The 16,885-nt window shown below is 41.9% G+C and carries 5 protein-coding genes; 1 reads left to right on the forward strand and 4 read right to left on the reverse strand.

Annotated features, from left to right (window positions below; genetic code table 11):
- Nucleotides 1-14 precede the first annotated feature (14 nt).
- The 4 genes from F565_RS0109365 to F565_RS0109385 form a co-directional block, all read right to left on the reverse strand.
- The gene (locus F565_RS0109365) at nucleotides 15-4,640 is read right to left on the reverse strand and encodes a GEVED domain-containing protein (protein ID WP_020212964.1); all 4,626 of its coding nucleotides are present in this window, start codon (nucleotides 4,638-4,640) and stop codon (nucleotides 15-17) included.
- Nucleotides 4,641-4,980: 340 nt separating this feature from the next.
- Nucleotides 4,981-6,582, reverse strand: coding sequence for a tetratricopeptide repeat protein (locus tag F565_RS0109370; protein WP_035642226.1), 1,602 nt, complete (start codon nucleotides 6,580-6,582; stop codon nucleotides 4,981-4,983).
- Between the two features lie 222 nt (nucleotides 6,583-6,804).
- On the reverse strand, nucleotides 6,805-12,129 hold the full coding sequence (locus F565_RS0109375) for a GEVED domain-containing protein (protein ID WP_020212966.1): 5,325 nt from the start codon (nucleotides 12,127-12,129) through the stop codon (nucleotides 6,805-6,807).
- A gap of 483 nt (nucleotides 12,130-12,612) precedes the next feature.
- A complete protein-coding gene (locus tag F565_RS0109385) occupies nucleotides 12,613-15,231 on the reverse strand; it encodes a T9SS sorting signal type C domain-containing protein (RefSeq protein WP_020212967.1) in 2,619 nt (872 codons plus the stop codon).
- Between the two features lie 611 nt (nucleotides 15,232-15,842).
- On the opposite strand from F565_RS0109385, the gene dusB reads away from it, so the two are divergent.
- The gene (dusB, locus tag F565_RS0109395; RefSeq protein WP_020212968.1) at nucleotides 15,843-16,844 is read left to right on the forward strand and encodes a tRNA dihydrouridine synthase DusB; all 1,002 of its coding nucleotides are present in this window, start codon (nucleotides 15,843-15,845) and stop codon (nucleotides 16,842-16,844) included.
- Nucleotides 16,845-16,885: the final 41 nt, after the last annotated feature.

Consider the following 16,885-nt stretch of genomic DNA (forward strand, 5'->3'; position numbering starts at 1 on the left):
CTCAATACACAATATTAAAAAATGATTCTTTTACTTACTTTACCTTTTACGGTTGTAACCTCTACAATAACTACCTGCTGTTGTATTTGCAGGCCAGCAATTGCAGTTTCGGTATTATTAATATCGGTTAGGCTGTAAAGCTTTCTGCCGCTGGTGTCATAAATAGTAACACCTGTCATCAACGTGTTTCCTGTTGTAATATTAATTGTTCCGTTCTCTTTGTATACAATTACACTTTGAGAAAGATACTCAGGTGTATTTGTGCCAAGCAGGGCAGCAGGTACCCATGTGCTGTGCTCCTCAGGCCCACAAATACTGCGTACAAATAAGTAAACAGATTGTGCAGGGTTGTATGCTGCATTTTCTACAAAGTTTGTGTCTGCAGCTGTACCATTGCCGGCAGGCGCTGTAGAAGTTGTACTAAGCACATATTCATAGCCTGTAGGTGTATCTCCTAATACAGGTACTCCCCATGTTAAATTGGCAAAGCCTGCATCTGTCGGTGCAATAGTTGGGTTAAAAGGAGGGAAGCAAGCAGGGCCTGCAACAATATTTAACGTATAATCTTCTGCCTCGCCCGATCCCTGGTCGCCACATGCCGGTACCGGAGCACCAAAGCGTGCATTGCGAACCCTCATCCTGTAAGTTCCTATAGCCGCAGTAGTTGGTATAGTTATAGCGCCAAGGTTTGCCGGAGATGTTAAGTAAGAAGTATTAATTACCCTTTCGCCATTGTCTTCAAAATCAAAATCATTGTTCCAGTCTATCCATACACTATAAAGGTAAGTGTCTTCACTGTTAGGTGCTGTGGCCTGTATATTAAACTCCCCACCGGCATAACTTGTTACAGAATATTGAGAAGTATAATCGGTATAAGCGCTAAAGCCTGTACTTGTATTGCTAAAGTTTGTATCTCCTCCTGTTGTGCTTACACCTGTTATGTAAAACTCTGTAGAGTCGGGGTTTGTAGGTACGCAATATCCGCTAAAGAACTGGTACGTTACCCAAATACTGTTGCCATCTGCCTCGCTGCATATTGTGCGAACGTGCAGGTAACTGATAGTATTAGGTATAAGTGTAGTAACCGTGGCCGATCTTGCTGTTGTATAGGTGCCGCTCTCTGGCGCTGTTGATGATGCTGTAACAGCATACTCATAGCCCACAGGCGTTCCCGTATTAGGTACATTCCAGCTTACTACCGCACTTGTAAGCGATGTTACGCTTGCTGAAAGTGCCCTTGGCCTGTCGCATGATGCAGGAGGTAGTAATGACCAGTTAAGTGTAAATGAGCCTGCCGATGTAGACCCAAAACCATCCTGAACCCAGTACACCCTTACTGTAGCACCTGATATATTTTCCCAGGTAGTTGTTGTGCGTTCTTCATCTCCGCAAGAAAGAGGTGTCTGGCCGGGGCATGCCCCGCCGTAACCCATGTAGTGCTGAGAGTCATATTCTTCAGATGCCTGCTCTATAACTACAGTATATCCGTTAGGCACATCAATATAGTAGTAAAGGTCCGGTGCCACGTTGTCTCCTGTACATGCACTCGCATAGTCGTTCGCAGCACCCTCTGTGGTATATGTATAAGGGCTTGGCTGTGAACCAAGGTTAATAGCTGTTTCACAATTGTCTCCGGCAAAATACCTGAATGGGGCAGATGTTACCCATTCGCTAAAATCGCTATCGCCACAGCTTGTCCTTACGTGCAGGTAGTAATAAACAGCATCTGTTATACCTGTGTAATTTGGTATCGTAGTACCCGTAACCGTGGTGCCCGTTGCAGGGTTTTCTAAATTAGTGTCTACCGCATATTGGTAGCCGGCAGGAGCATCGCCCAGTGTAGGGGCTGTCCAGCTCAGGCTTGCAGTACCCGGGGCTATACCCATACCGGCAGGACTCCCTGGCATAAAGCAGGTAGGCGGTACAGTTACATTAATGGTATAATCTTCGTAAGCACCGTTAGATTCTACACTGCATGGAGTAGGTGGTGTAGAATAGCCTGGGCTTATTCCTATCCTTAAACGGTGGTTGCCTAAAGCTGCCGTAGCAGGAACTGTAAATGTTCCTCTTAATATAGTCGATTCGGCATTTGCTGATACGCCTGCATAAATTTGTTCGCCTGCGTCGTTAAAATCAAGGTCATCATTCCAGTCTGCCCATATTCTTACATTAAAGGAAACAAATACATTAAGGCCAATTGAAAAAGGCTGGGAAACGGTTTGCCCAATAGTAGCCACAAGATTAGAAAAATTACCATATTCGCCTTCTTCGCGTGCAGTAGTATTGTTTATACCTGCTGCCGTGAAGTTTGTAATGCCGCCGCCACTTGCATAACTTGGGCGGGGTATACATACGCCATTATAAAATGGAATGGTTACCCATTCGCTAAATTCGCCATCACCACAGTTTGTCCTTACATGCAGGTAGCTGGTAGTGTTTGCAGTAACACTTACGTTAGCAACAGTAGTACCGGTAATAGCCGTGCCATTTGCAGGAGGCGTGCTTGTAGCTGTAACGGCATATTCATAACCTGTAGGCGTATTACCAAAGGCAGGAGCCGTCCAGCTTAAACTGTTAATGCCGGATCCTGTAATTTGTGCGGCAAAGTTTGTTGGCGTGTAACAAACAGGCGGCCCGGTAACGTTTAGTGTGTAATCCTCATAAGCACCATTTTCGCCTATCTGGCAAGGAGATGGTGGCGCATTAAAACTAATAACTATTCCTACCCTTAAACGGTGATTGCCCATAATAGCATCAATAGGCACATTTATGTAGCCTGTAATGGTAGAGGTTACACCTTCCTGAGAGGCACCACTGTAAACCTCTTCTCCTTCATCGTCAAAATCAAGGTCATTATTCCAGTCTACCCATATTTTTGTATTATATGATGAAAAAACGTTCATACTTACACTAAATGGCTGTGCGACACCCTGGCCTGCAGTTGCAATAAGGTTAGCGTAATTGCCATAATCTCCATCTTCCCTAACGGTGGTATTGTTAATAGTTCCTATAGTAACGTTTGTAATACCTGTACCATCTGCAAATGATGGGCGTGGTGTACAAAAGCCATTGTAATAAGGTGCCGTGTACCAATTACTAAAATCGTTATTACCACAGTTAGTCCTTACGTGTATGTAGCTTGTGGCATTTGCCGCTACAGTAATATTGCTTACAGATGTTGCTGTAGTAGCAGTACCTGTTTCGGGAGGTGTAGAAGATGCGGTAACAGCATACTCATATCCCGAAGGTGTACCGCCAGGCGTTGGCGCTGTCCAGTTTATGGCAGCAACTCCCGTGGCTGTAGTTACGCCTGTAACATTTGTGGGCGTAAAGCAGCTTGGCGCCGCAATTACATTAATGGTATAATCTTCATAGATAGCATTATCTCTCGAATTACACGTAGTAACAGGCGCGTTCCACGTTATTGTGCTGCCTACCCTTATGCGGTGGTTACCCAGTGTGGCGGTTGACGGAACTGTAAAAGTGCCGTTAAGTATTGATACGGGCAGCGCCTGAGAAGTACCATTATAAACTTCTTCGCCTGCGTCATCAAAATCAAGGTCGTTATTCCAGTCTACCCATACTTTTGTGTTAAAAGGGCTTGAGTTTGTACTAAGGGTAATGCTAAATGGCTGGGTAACACCCTGGCCTATATTAGCTATTTGTGCCGAATAATCGCCATAGTAACCCGTTTCCTGAACCGTTGTGTTGTTTATGGTACCAATAGTTACATTTGTTATGCCATTGCCTTCTCCATACGATGGTGCCGGAATACAGAAGCCATTATAAAAAGGTATTGTTACCCACTGGCTATAATCGCCATCGCCGCAGTTAGACCTTACGTGCAGGTAACCGTTTAAAGGAACTGTAAGCCCGGCAACGCTGGTGCCTGTTACGGCAGTACCACTTACAGGAGGCGCAAGAGTTGTATCTACAGCATACTCATAGCCTACAGGTGTGTTACCATGAGATGATGCCGCCCAACTAACGTTTATAGTACCACTGTTTACGTTTGTAGTGGCTAAGGCCACAGGTACAAAACATGTGGGTGGAGGGGTAACGTTTATTGTATAATCTTCAAAGGCACCCGTAAAACCGCTATAGCAGGGAGTGGTAGGGGGTGTGCCCCTGCCCAGTAGTGCCCCGCCTATGCGAATGCGGTGGTTGCCTAACGCGGCAGTAGCAGGAACTGTAAAAGCACCCGTTAAGGTAACTACCGAATCAAATGGAGAGTTGCCGGAAAATACTTCTTCGCCCTCATCATCAAAGTCAAAGTCATTGTTCCAGTCTACCCATACCTTAACACTAAAATTTGCATTTACTGCAAGGGTAATGCTAAAAGCCTGTTCTACACTTTGACCCACGCTTACAACCTGTGCAGTATAATCTCCGTAACTGCCGGTTTCGGCTACAGTATTATTATTGATACTGCCCAAGGTAACATTGGTAATACCATCGCCATTTACGGCTCCCGGGGTGGGAGTACAATAAGTTTGTGCAAAGCTGCTTATTGTGCTTAACAACAAAATAAATGCTGCGGGTACTATTTTAAAGTACAAATGTCGGCGTGTTGTAACGCCGTCGCTGCTTTGCGGCAGCTTAAAGAGGCTGCCTGCAGATTTTGGATAATTCTTTTTCATAGTTATTTATTGGGTAATAGTGTATTCATAGTTTTTTCAATGCTGTTTCTTAAACTGGATAATAGATTCCTGATCTTAATAATTGTGGCTCTGTTAGTGTCTTAAAATTGGGATATATTAAAACAGCCGAAATCACTTTTAAATACCAATACCTAAGAGATAGCATTAGATAACAGATGATATTAAGATTTTGACCGCATTTTTTTTAGTTAGTTAACAACATCTTTTATTGGTTTTGTACCACCTTCAAGGTAGTGGCATAAAAGTCTGTAATGTTATTTAACTATTAAAAAAACGTGACGGAAAATTTGTGACATTATTAGTTATTATTTATAAATAACTAAATATCATATAGATGGCTGTATAGGGCGGAGCTGTCTTTTAAGCCCATTTTTTGCGATATGCGCTCTTTTCTTTTTCGGCACGCGTCTAAAGATATGTTTAGCATGCCTGCAATTTCTTTTGCATTAAGGTTCATATACACATAACATATAAACCTGATGTCGTTTGCGGTAAGGTCTGGGTGTGCTGTTTTAAGGCGGGTTAAAAAACCGTGGTTTACTTCTTCAAAATGAGTTAAAAAACCGGCCCATTCATTATCGTTATTTAAAGAGTTGCGCAAAAAACGAATGTGTTTTTTAACTGCAGGCACCTGTGCTAATTCGGGTTGATCGGACAGCAGGCCAATAACGTCTTCTATCATTTGGTATTTGCCGGATGTGTATAGAGCCTGCGAAGACAGTTTCCTGTTTTTATGCTCTATTTCATTTTTAAGCAGTTCTTTTTCCATTAATATTTCGTCCTGCTTTTCCCTGAAGTTTTTTTCCTGCAATAAGGCATCGCTTTCCTGTCTAACCAATTGTAAAGCCATTTCCTGCTGGTTGTTCTCGGCAATAAGTTTTTTTTGCTTGTGCCGCATAGACAGTGTTCTGTAAATAAATATTATAAGCAACAGTAAAGAAGTTATACAGGCTGTTATTGCATAAAATATTTTTCTGTCTTTTGCTATAGTGGCATTATTTATTGCGATCTGATTTTTATAATCCTGTACTTCAAACTTAACACGGTTACTCTCGTAAGTACGGCCATTTTTTATATCGTTAAGTTTTTGCTGCACCGCATATACTGAATCCCTGTATTGAAGTGCGGGGCTAAGCAGGTTGTTTTTCTCGTAAATTTCAGAGAGAACGGCATATATAGTCCTTTTTCTGTTAAGGTCGGTACTGTTATTTAGTGCCTGTAAGGCATATTCTTTGGCTTTGTCGAAATTATTTTCCTGCAAAAAGGCTTTTGCTACATTAAGCTGCAGAGAAATTGCCGCTTCGCTTCCATACTTATCAGATATTTGGGATAGTAAAGAAAGAGCTATTGCTTTAGATTTTTGTGTATGCCCCATATCCATCTCAATCTCTGCAATACCCGACTTAGCAGCCATTTCAATTTGAGGGTTTTTTTGTGTGTATAGCAGGGCTTCGTTAAAATAAGTGTACGCCTGCTTAAAGTTTTTCATTTCGCCCATAACCATTCCAAGGTTAAGGGTGTATATACCAATGTTTGCAGAGTCTTTTTCTTCTTTACTAATGTTGTAGGCTCTTTTAAAATAATCGTGCGCCTTTTTAAACTCGCCTTCTCTGGTATAAAATATAGCTATGTTATTAATGGCAGCAACCTCGTGGGTTTTAAATTTATATTTTACGGCAATGTTGTAGGCTTCAAGATAGTATTTTAAAGTTTCACCATAATCCATCATTTGCCCATAGCAATTGCCTATGTTTATAGTGGCACCATATAGCTGGTTGCCCCAGCCATTTTTTTTAGCAATTGCCTGTGCCTCTGTAAGTAGTTCCAGGGCCTTTAAGTAGTCTTTTTTCTCGTTTTGTTTAATGCCTTCTTTTATTAAAGAATCGCAATATTTAACAGGTACTTGTGCGTATGTAAGCATGCCCGTAATAAGGGACAGGCAAATTATAATCTTTTTAAACAGATTACTGCACATAATAAATTAGATGATTGATGTTGCCAAATATAGGCATACAAATACTATAAAAAAAGTGCGGTTTAAAGTATGTACTCTAAATTAAAGTTGCAGGATTATATGAACCCATTAAAAGCAAAGCCCCACGCATTTGCGTGGGGCTTAAGGTTACAAAAAGTTATAGAATGTTTAGAAAACTATTCGTTTACTTACTTTACCCCTTGTAGTATTAATCTCTACAATTACTACCTGCTGTTGTATTTGCAGGCCGGTAAGTGCCACTTCTGTATTATTAATATCGGCCTGGCTGTATAGTTTCCTGCCGCGGGTGTCATAAATTGTAACACCTTTTATTAATGTACTTCCAGATGTAATGTTGATTGCACTGCCTTCTTTATAAACAATTACGCTGTTAGCAAGAAAGTCTGGAGAGTCTGTGCCAAGAAGAGGCACCGTAGCCCATGTACTGTAATCGCCGCCGCCGCAGTTGCTGCGAACAAATAAATAGGCAGATTGTGTAGTGTCATACGCTACATCGCCTACAAAGAATGTAGGGCTTGGTGTGCCATTACCTGTTGGCGGCGTAGAAGATGTGCTAAGTACGTATTCATATCCTGTAGGGATACCGCCCAACGATGGTACACTCCAGTTTAGGTTAGCATAACCCGGGTCTGTAGGTGTAATAGAAAGGTTGTAAGGAGGGAAACAGCTTGGTGCGGCTACAACCTGTAATGTGTAGTCTTCTGCCTCGCCAGATCCCTGCTCGCCACATGCCGGCACCGGAGCGCCAAAGCGGGCATTTCTTATCCTCACCCTATAATTGCCCAGTGCTGCTGTTACTGGTACAGTAACAGTACCAACAGCTACAGGCGATCTTAAGTATCCTGTATTTATCATCCTTTCTCCTGTATCATCAAAATCAAAATCGTTGTTCCAGTCTATCCATACAGTGTATATATACTGGTCTGTAGTGTTTGGCGTAGTAGCCTGTATTCTAAACGAACCACCCGGATAGGTAGATACAGAGTGTGTAGCGGTATAATCTGTAAACGCGCTAAAGCTGGTACTTGTGCTGCTAAAGTTTGTAGTACCGCCCGTAGTGCTTACACCTGTAATATAGTAAGATGTAGATTCTATATTTCTTGGCACACAATATCCATTAAAGAACAGGTAACTTACCCATATACTGTTACCATCTGCATCGTTACATACGGTACGTACATGAAGGTAAAGATCTACGTTTGGTGTTACCGTAACATTTGGTACCGATGTAGATGAGGTAAATGTACCACTTGTCGGAGGCGTAGCCGATTGTGTAATGGCATACTCGTAGCCTACCGGTGTACCTGTATTAGGCGCAGACCAACTTATATTTGTTGTGGTTAATGATGCTAAAACAGCAGCAAGGTTTCTTGGTTTATTACATGCAGGTGGGGGTGTAAGCGACCATTCTAATGTAAATTCGCCATCATTTTGGCCAAAGCCATCCTGAACCCAATAAACTGTTTGTGTTGTATCTGTTAAATTTTCCCATGTTGCCGGTACGGAAGCATCAGTATTACATGCTATTAAAGTTTGAGAGGTACAGCTGCCGTAAAATAACGAGTACACAGAAAAATACTCGGTGTTCGTTAATCCTATATCAAGTGTATAGCCCGCAGGCACCTGTATAGAATAAAATAAATCAGGTGCAGTGCCAAAAGAATCGCACGGAACTTCATAGTTGTCATCTGCGCCTGTAGTATTAAAAGTATAAGGGCTTATTAATGTAGAAAGGTCTATTGCACTCTCACAGGTGTCTCCCTGAAGATACCTGAAAGGCTCTGATGTTATCCATTCGCTAAAATCTCCACCACCACAGTTTGCCCTTACATGCAGGTAGTAGTAAACATTATCGGTAAATCCTGTGTAACCGGTTACGGTAGTGCCTGTTACAGCGGTGCCGGTTGCCGGTACAGTAGAATTATTTGTGTCTACGGCATATTCATAACCCACAGGTGTGCCACCCTGAGAAGGTACACTCCAGCTTAAATTTGCTATGCCAGAGGCTGTTGCAACACCAATAGGGTTTACTGGGATGTAACATGTAGGCGGTGTAGTTACATTTATGGTATAATCTTCGTATGCACCGGCAAAATCTACGCTACATGGTGTAGGAGGGTCTGAAAAAATTGGTGATATACCTATTCTTATACGGTGATTGCCTAATGCAGCATTTAGCGGTATTGTAAAATTACTCCTGATTATGCTAAGCGCAGAATTTTCTGATAGTCCCGTATATATTGCTTCGCTATCATCAAAAACCTGGTCGTTGTTCCAGTCTGCCCATATTATTACATGGTAAGCAACATTAGTGCTAAGGGCCAGCCTGAATGGTTGTACAACACCCTGGCCAATATTTACTACCTGTGCAGAATAGTCGCCATAATTACCCTCTTCCTCTTCTGTACTGTTGCTTATGCTGCCGGTATAAAAGCCTGTTATGCCGTCGCCGTCTACATAATTGTTATTTGGTACACACACACCGTTATAAAAAGGTATGGTTGTCCAGGCACTAAAGCTACCGCCACAGCTTGTCCTTACATGCAGGTATACTGTAACGTTAGGTGTTACTGCAACATTTGTAACCGTAGTAGTTGTAGTTGCCGTGCCTGCTGCAGGCGCAGTGAATGTAGAGGTTACTGCATATTCATATCCTGTTGGCGTGCCGCTTGCAGGGGCTGCCCAGGTTAAAGTTGCAAGACCTGTTCCAGATGATTCAGCCTCAAAATTAAGAGGTTTAAAACAGGCAGGAGGAGCAGTAATGGTAATGGTATAATCTTCAAAAGTACCATAATAATCATCAAAGCATGGCGATATTGGCGATTCTTCAAAGCCGGGAACACCGCCTATCCTTAAACGGTGGCTACCCAGCGGTGCCGTTAACGGTATGTTTATAGTGCCTGTTATTACAGCGTGTGCCACATTTTCTGATTCTGTTTGAAGCACTTCTTCGCCTTCATCATCAAAGTCAAGATCATTGTTCCAGTCTATCCAGACTTTAAATGTGTAAGAAGCATTAAGCGACAGGGTAACCCTTATAGGTTGTGTATCACCCTGGCCTACGGTTACAGCCTGCGCAGAATAGTCGCCATAATTGTCTGTTTCATCTTCTGTAGTATTATTTATTGTACCTAATATTACATTTGTAATGCCGCGCCCATCTACATAATTTGCATGCGGCTGGCAATGTCCGTTATAATAAGTGGCAGTAAACCACTGGCTGTAGCTGCCGCTGCCGCAATTTGTCCTTACATGGATATAGCTTACAGCATTTGCAGTAACCGCTACATTTGCAACAGATGTTGCTGTAGTAACTGTACCGGTTGCCGGCGGTGTGGCAGTGCTTGTTACGGCATACTCATACCCTGCAGGAGTGCCGCCCAGCGTTGGGGCTGTCCAGCTTATGTTTGCAACTCCGGATGATACACTTACCCCTACAGGGTTTGTAGGTGTGTAGCATGAAGGAGGCGTAGTAACGTTAATAGTGTAATCTTCTACAGCACCATAAGTTACGTTCCCAAAACAAGAATCCGGGTTGTTCTCAAAGTTAGGGCTTACACCCACCCTTAAGCGGTGGTTACCTAAAGCGGCTGTTACAGGTACTAAAAATGTACCAAACACGGTAGTCGTTTCTCTTGATGGAGAGGTTCCGCTGTACACTTCCTCATTGGCATCTGTAAAATCAAGGTCGTCGTTCCAGTCTACCCATACTTTAACGTGGTACCTGTCATATACATTAAGTGTTATGCTAAAGGGTTGCGTTACACCCTGGCCCACAGTTGTAACCAGGTTTGTAAAGTTGCCGTAGTTGCTGTTTTCTAAATCGGTGGTATTGTTTAGGGTCCCTATGGTTACATTAGTAATACCGGCACCATCTACATATTCTGGTGCGGGGGTACAAAATCCGTTATATAAAGGTATAGTATTCCATTGGCTATAATCACTGCCGCCGCAATTTGTCCTTACATGCAGGTAAGCCTCGGTGTCTGAGATTACAGAAATGCCCGAAACACTTGTGGCTGTAACACTAGTGCCGGTTGCAGGAGGAGCATAGTTAGTATCTATTGCATATTGATAACCTGCGGGTGCAGTGCCGGTTGCCGGTGCACTCCAGCTAATGTTAACTATACCTAAACTTACATTTTGATATGCTACGTTTAAAGGCGCAAAACAAGTTGGAGGGGTTGTTACATTTATAGTGTAATCTTCATAAACGCCAAAATATTCTGTAGAACAGGCATTAGGCTGACCAAACCAGCTGGGTACGGCACCAATTCTTAAGCGATGGCTGCCTACTGCTGCAGTTGACGGTACTGTTAAATTACCACGTACTGTGCTAAATTCCGTACCCTGCGATGTTGTACTATAAACCTCTTCATTATCTTCAAACGCAAGGTTGTTGTTCCAGTCTACCCACATTTTTATATTGTACGGGCTAAAAGTGTTCATTGTTATACTAAACTGCCTTATATCTCCCTGGCCAATGGTAGCCGATTGTGCAGAATAATCGGTGTAATATGCATTGGTAGCATCGGTAGTATTATTAATATCTCCGCCTATGGTTACATTTACAATACCACCCTCATCTGCAAACTCTGGTGTAGGGATGCAAATGCCCGAATAAAAAGGGTAAACTACCCATTCGCTATAACCATTTGTAACGCCACAGTTTGTGCGAACATATAAATACATTTGCTGGTTTGGTGCTACGGTTATACCTGTAACGGTGGTTGCTGTGGTAATAGTGCCGCTTGCAGGCGGAACATCAGAGTTTGTTATGGCATATTCATAGTTAACAACTGTGCCTGTATTTGGTATGACCCAGCTTGCAGTTGCTAATGTAGCCGTTGTTAATGTTGCCATTACAGTCCTTGGTACATTACAGGCAGGTGGGGGCAGTAAGCTCCAGGCTAAGGTAAATGTGCCCTGGCTGTTTTGGTCAAGGCCATCCTGATACCAGTATACTGTTTGTGTGCTGCCTGTATTGTTTTCCCATTCTACCTGAGATTCCGGGCCTTCTATAATAGTATCCGGATCATCTATACATGCTATAACTGTTTGCGATGCACAGGTGCCATAAGAAACTGAGTGAACAGAGTCGTAGTTTTGACCGTTATTATCATTTACCGTTTGCCCTATAATTATAGTATAGCCATTAGGTACCGTTATAGAATAAACTAAATCAGGACCCGAGGTATCGCCCATACATGAGGGGTTAACATCATTAGCCGCGCCAACAGTTGTAGCGTTTATCGGGCTTGTTAAGTTGGTAAGGTCTATGGCCGTAGCGCAGGTTTCGCCGGTTTGGGCAAAAACGTGGGCGCCGGTTAACATAAAGAGGCATGCCATTAAGGCAAACATCCTGTTTTTTAGAATGGTAGGAAACATTCTGTCAAGTCGCTTGCCATTGTTTCCCGGTGGCGGCAAAAAGCTGCTGTCACCTTCCGGTAATAATTTGTAATTGTTTTTCATAGAAAGTTTGTATAATTTGTGTTTCTAAAATACAAATTAATAGTACTGTTAAATCTTTGTTATGATTAATTACAGAATAATTAAATTTTAAGGGTATTTGTAAATATTAATTGCAAAAGATTTATCAATTATTAGTACTGTAATACCAAATATTTATAATCATGTTAAAAATTTTAAATCGAAGCAATGAATAATTAGCATAAATAAGTGCTAAAAAACCACTTTTTTTGCTATATTTTGATTTATAATAAAAAATATACTGTAAATGTTTATTATTTGTGCTAAATTTATATAACAAACATAATAAGGTTTGGTTATATATATAACAATATCATCACAAAAAATATCGATGTTTAAGATTGTTTAATTTTTGTAGTATTTTCAAATTTCAGGTCACATTTGTTCATGTAATTGAAATACTATTCTAATCAACAAAGCCCCACGCTGGTGCGCAGGGCTTTGTTGATTAGTTTTTAGTAAATATTAAAATACTACTTTCTTACTTACTTTGCCACCGGCAGTATCTACTTCTACAATAAGCATTTCCTGTTGTGGCTGTAAGCCGGTAACAATAGCTTTTGTGTTGTTAATACCCTGTTGGCTATACAGGGCCCTGCCGCGAATGTCATATATTGTAACATTTGTCATTTCTGCAATACCGGTAGTTATGTTTAGTGTGGCGCCATCTTTATAAATAATAACAGTGTTGGCTGCAAGCGCAGGATTATTGGTACTTAAAGCTTCGGTTGTGTAAACTATTTCAAAACGGTCATTAAATGTACCCGCCTCTGTAGTAAAAGTATAACCATTTGCAATGTCTGTAGTTGTGCCTACAAGGTTATCTCTTAAGTAAACAGTTTGCCCCTGCGTAAATGTTCCGTCAGCATGGTCGGGCGATAATGTATATTCGCCTGCGCTGTTAGCTATGTAGCCAAGAGGCACAACATCGGTATTTGTAAAGGCCGGCCTTGCCTGTATTGCCAGTTTGGTATCTGCACCCAAGGTGTATAAAGACAGAGTAGCACTATCATTTAAAAGATGTCCGTCATATCCGTAGTCTAAGCCCAGAGTGGCTTCGGGTGTATAGACTATTGCAGTTTGGGCAAATTTGTTTTGTGCTCCTGTAATGTTTAGCCATAAACGCGACATCTGGTTTTGGCCCTGCCTGAAAAACGGCTGACCACCGCTGGCATTTGCCGGCCTTCTCATGCTATTGTTAAAGGTTATGTTTGCAACTGTGGGAGTCTCTGCTGTTTTTACTATAAAGCCTTGTCCCTGAGATAATATCCAGTCGCCCGGAGTTTCCGCAGTATAAAATCCAGCCTGTTCAGATCCTCCGCCTTCGGCAGTATTAGCAACATAAGCTACTTTATTTAAAGTTGCATACGAGGGAGCCTCAGCATTATTTCTTTTCCTCCAGAGGTAAATGGCCGACCCCGGATTTAGAGTGTTAGAATTAGCTTCATAAAAATCGGCAACACTTATAGGCGATGGGTAAGGATTACCTACAGCAGTGTAGCGGTTGCCTAATACAGAGGCTGCAATTGTAACCTCACCATTATTAGGAGTGCCGGTAAAGTTACCTGTATATGCCATAGATGCATTGCCACTATAATAACCTGCAAGTGGGTCTGTATCCGGCATACGTATAAGGTAACCTTTAGCAGCCTCAAAATTTATAGTTGCTGAAACCGGTATGTAGAACTCACCGTTATTAGTTTCGCTGTAGCCGTATTCATAAAAACGTGTTGCTATTGTGTTTGGCGAGAAATTAAGAAGTTCCTGCCCGTTTACCGGAGATGACCACATAGTATAATCAAGCCTGTATAACGGGTTGCTGTCTTTTATCACGGTAATTAAGCCGGAATTATTAGTATCTGCATCCTGTACAAGCGCGGCATTATTTTGTATGGTTACAGTACCGCCTGCATCTACAATAACGTTGTTGGCTATATATAATGTGGCACCTGTATTTACAGTTAGTGTAGCACCATTTTCTACAATTATAGATTTTGCCGTTGCCGTTCCGTCAGGCACTATAGGCTGCATTGCAGGTATTGCCGGTATTGTTGCATTTTCATTTATGGTAGGCACTATGTTGCACGCCCAGTTGCCGCGTTCGTGCCAGTTGGTGCTCACGCTCCCTGTCCATACATACGTTTGTGTTATTGTTGCTGCAATAGTTTCAGAATAGTCTATGCCACAGGTAAGGTTACCCACAACAGCCCTGTAGTACATTGTTCCGCTAAGGTTAGGAGTAATATAGTTTGGTGTAGTAGCACCGCTGCCACCCACAACATTTACCCAGTTATTTGCCCCATCTGCAGATTGTTGCCACTGTATGGCACCAAAAGATCCTGTAACACTTACTGTACCGCTACCGTTAGGGCATACAATAATGTTAGGCGATGCCTGCCCTGCCGATGTGTTGCCGATATTTACAGCTATAGGGTTAGAAACTGTTGCAGCACACTCGTAACCCGCAGGATATACAATTACATAATAGTAAAAAGTACCGTCCTGGTCTACCGGTGGTGCATATACGCTTTGCGTAGCACCTGCAATGGCAATACCGTTTACATTACTGTTGGCCTGCCCGTTTGCATACCATTGGTACTGCACATTTTCTCCTACAGCAGAAACAGTTATTACCGTACCGGTGCCGGAACATGTTGTGGCTCCGTTTTGGGTTAAGATACCTGCGTTTAGGTAAGCCACGTCAGACTGAGTGCCACTATTACTTGCGCTGTCATAAATATAACAGGTGTAAGCTGCGGCATCTGCAATCGTACTATTAGTAATGGTTAAGGTAGGCGTTCCTGTGCCACTAACATTGTTGTTGTCATAAATGGCAACGCCATTTTTTTGCCAAATGTACATAGGGTTAAATATTCCGCTAACCTCTACTGTAAATGTTGCTGTATTGCCTGTACAGGTGTTTACAGTTTGCGGCTGTTGTGTAATTGTTACTGCAGATGCAGCATTTGTAATCTGGTTAAAAGGTGCCTGAGTAACCGGCGATAGTGCATATACAGTTGTCTGAATAAACAGTAACAACAGGTATGGCGCATTTTTTAGTAAGGTAATTTTTTTAGCTTCCATGTTTTATTATTTTTTAGTGTATTGCAAAGGACAATAATCAAATAATAATATTTTGTTGGGCGCGAGTTAAACACTGTTAAGAATAAGACTACATATTTTACTGCATTAACATAATGTGGTTTAACACATATTTAGTTACAGGAAATTGCAGTTTAAAATTTGATTTGAGTTATATAAAATGGGCAGTTTTGCACTGCTATAATTAATGAATTATAGTTGTAAAAAAAGTACAGCGCATAGTGGGATTACGCGCTGTACAAAGGAATATAACTTATTTAACCGGTTATTATAAGAAAACCTATGGGGGCTTAGTATCATATCATTTGCAGGTAAATAAGTATGACGAAGCTACGGATTAATTACTGAGGGCTACCCGCCTTATGGTTTCTTTTTATTAATTACTTTTTAATTAAAATAGTCTATAAGTAATTAAGGTATAAATACCTTACAATATTGTTAACAGGTGCTTCTTAACATTTGCGTTTATGCCGTTGTTCAATTTTTTATGGTTTACCGTAATTGCTACGATTATTTATCATCACTACAAACCCGCAACAAGGAGGCTTATCCGTTAGCAAAAAATAGTGTAATTTTGCACAAAATGAATACCAATGGTTAAGATAGGTAATATAGAGCTGCCGGATTTTCCGCTTTTGTTGGCCCCGATGGAAGATGTAAGCGATCCGCCATTCAGGAGGCTGTGCAAGGCACATGGTGCCGACCTTATGTATAGTGAGTTTATATCGAGCGAAGGGCTTATTCGCGATGCAATGAAAAGCCGAATGAAACTTGATATTTTTGATTATGAGCGCCCTGTAGGTATACAAATATTTGGTGGAGATGAAGAGGCTATGGCACTTTCGGCAAAAATTGTTGAAGCTGTAAACCCCGATATTGTAGATATTAACTTTGGCTGCCCCGTTAAAAAAGTAGTGTGTAAAGGTGCCGGTGCTGCGGTGCTTAAGGATATAGACCTTATGGTGCGCCTTACTAAAGCTGTGGTAGACAGTACCCATTTACCGGTTACCGTAAAAACCCGCCTGGGTTGGGACAGCGATTCTATTAATATATATGAGGTGGCAGAGCGCTTGCAGGATGTAGGCATTAAAGCGCTAAGCATTCATGGCCGTACACGTGCACAGATGTATAAAGGCGAAGCCGACTGGACCGAAATTGCAAGGGTTAAGAACAATCCGCGCATCAACATTCCTATTTTTGGCAATGGCGATATAGACAGCCCCGAAAAAGCTTTAGATTATAAAAACAGGTATGGCGTAGATGGTGTAATGATAGGCCGTGCCGCCATAGGATATCCGTGGATATTCAATGAAATAAAACATTATGTAGCTACCGGAGAACATTTACCGGCACCTACAATGGCCGATAGGGTAGAAGCTGCCCGTAACCATGTGCAATGGGCTATAGAATGGAAAGGCGAACGCCTTGGTGTATTTGAAACCCGCAGGCATTATACTAATTACTTTAAGGGAATACCAAACTTTAAAGAATACAGGCAAAAACTCGTTACTCAGGATGCCGCCCAGGATGTTTACAACACCCTCGATGATGTATTACAGCGCTTTGGTGAAGGCTCATTAACAATGCCTGCTTAAGCCCGGTACATAATTATAAAAGCCCCAAAGTACAATTACTT

Origin of the sequence: Flavobacterium rivuli WB 3.3-2 = DSM 21788, from assembly GCF_000378485.1 — a bacterium.
Lineage (GTDB): Bacteria > Bacteroidota > Bacteroidia > Flavobacteriales > Flavobacteriaceae > Flavobacterium > Flavobacterium rivuli.

What these genes read in the sequence shown, in the direction of transcription:
- F565_RS0109370 (WP_035642226.1), bottom strand. Translation starts at nt 6,582, where the DNA reads ATGCTTACATACGCACAAGTACCTGTTAAATATTGCGATTCTTTAATA.
- F565_RS0109385 (WP_020212967.1), bottom strand. Translation starts at nt 15,231, where the DNA reads ATGGAAGCTAAAAAAATTACCTTACTAAAAAATGCGCCATACCTGTTG.
- dusB (WP_020212968.1), top strand. Translation starts at nt 15,843, where the DNA reads ATGGTTAAGATAGGTAATATAGAGCTGCCGGATTTTCCGCTTTTGTTG.
- F565_RS0109375 (WP_020212966.1), bottom strand. Translation starts at nt 12,129, where the DNA reads ATGAAAAACAATTACAAATTATTACCGGAAGGTGACAGCAGCTTTTTG.
- F565_RS0109365 (WP_020212964.1), bottom strand. Translation starts at nt 4,640, where the DNA reads ATGAAAAAGAATTATCCAAAATCTGCAGGCAGCCTCTTTAAGCTGCCG.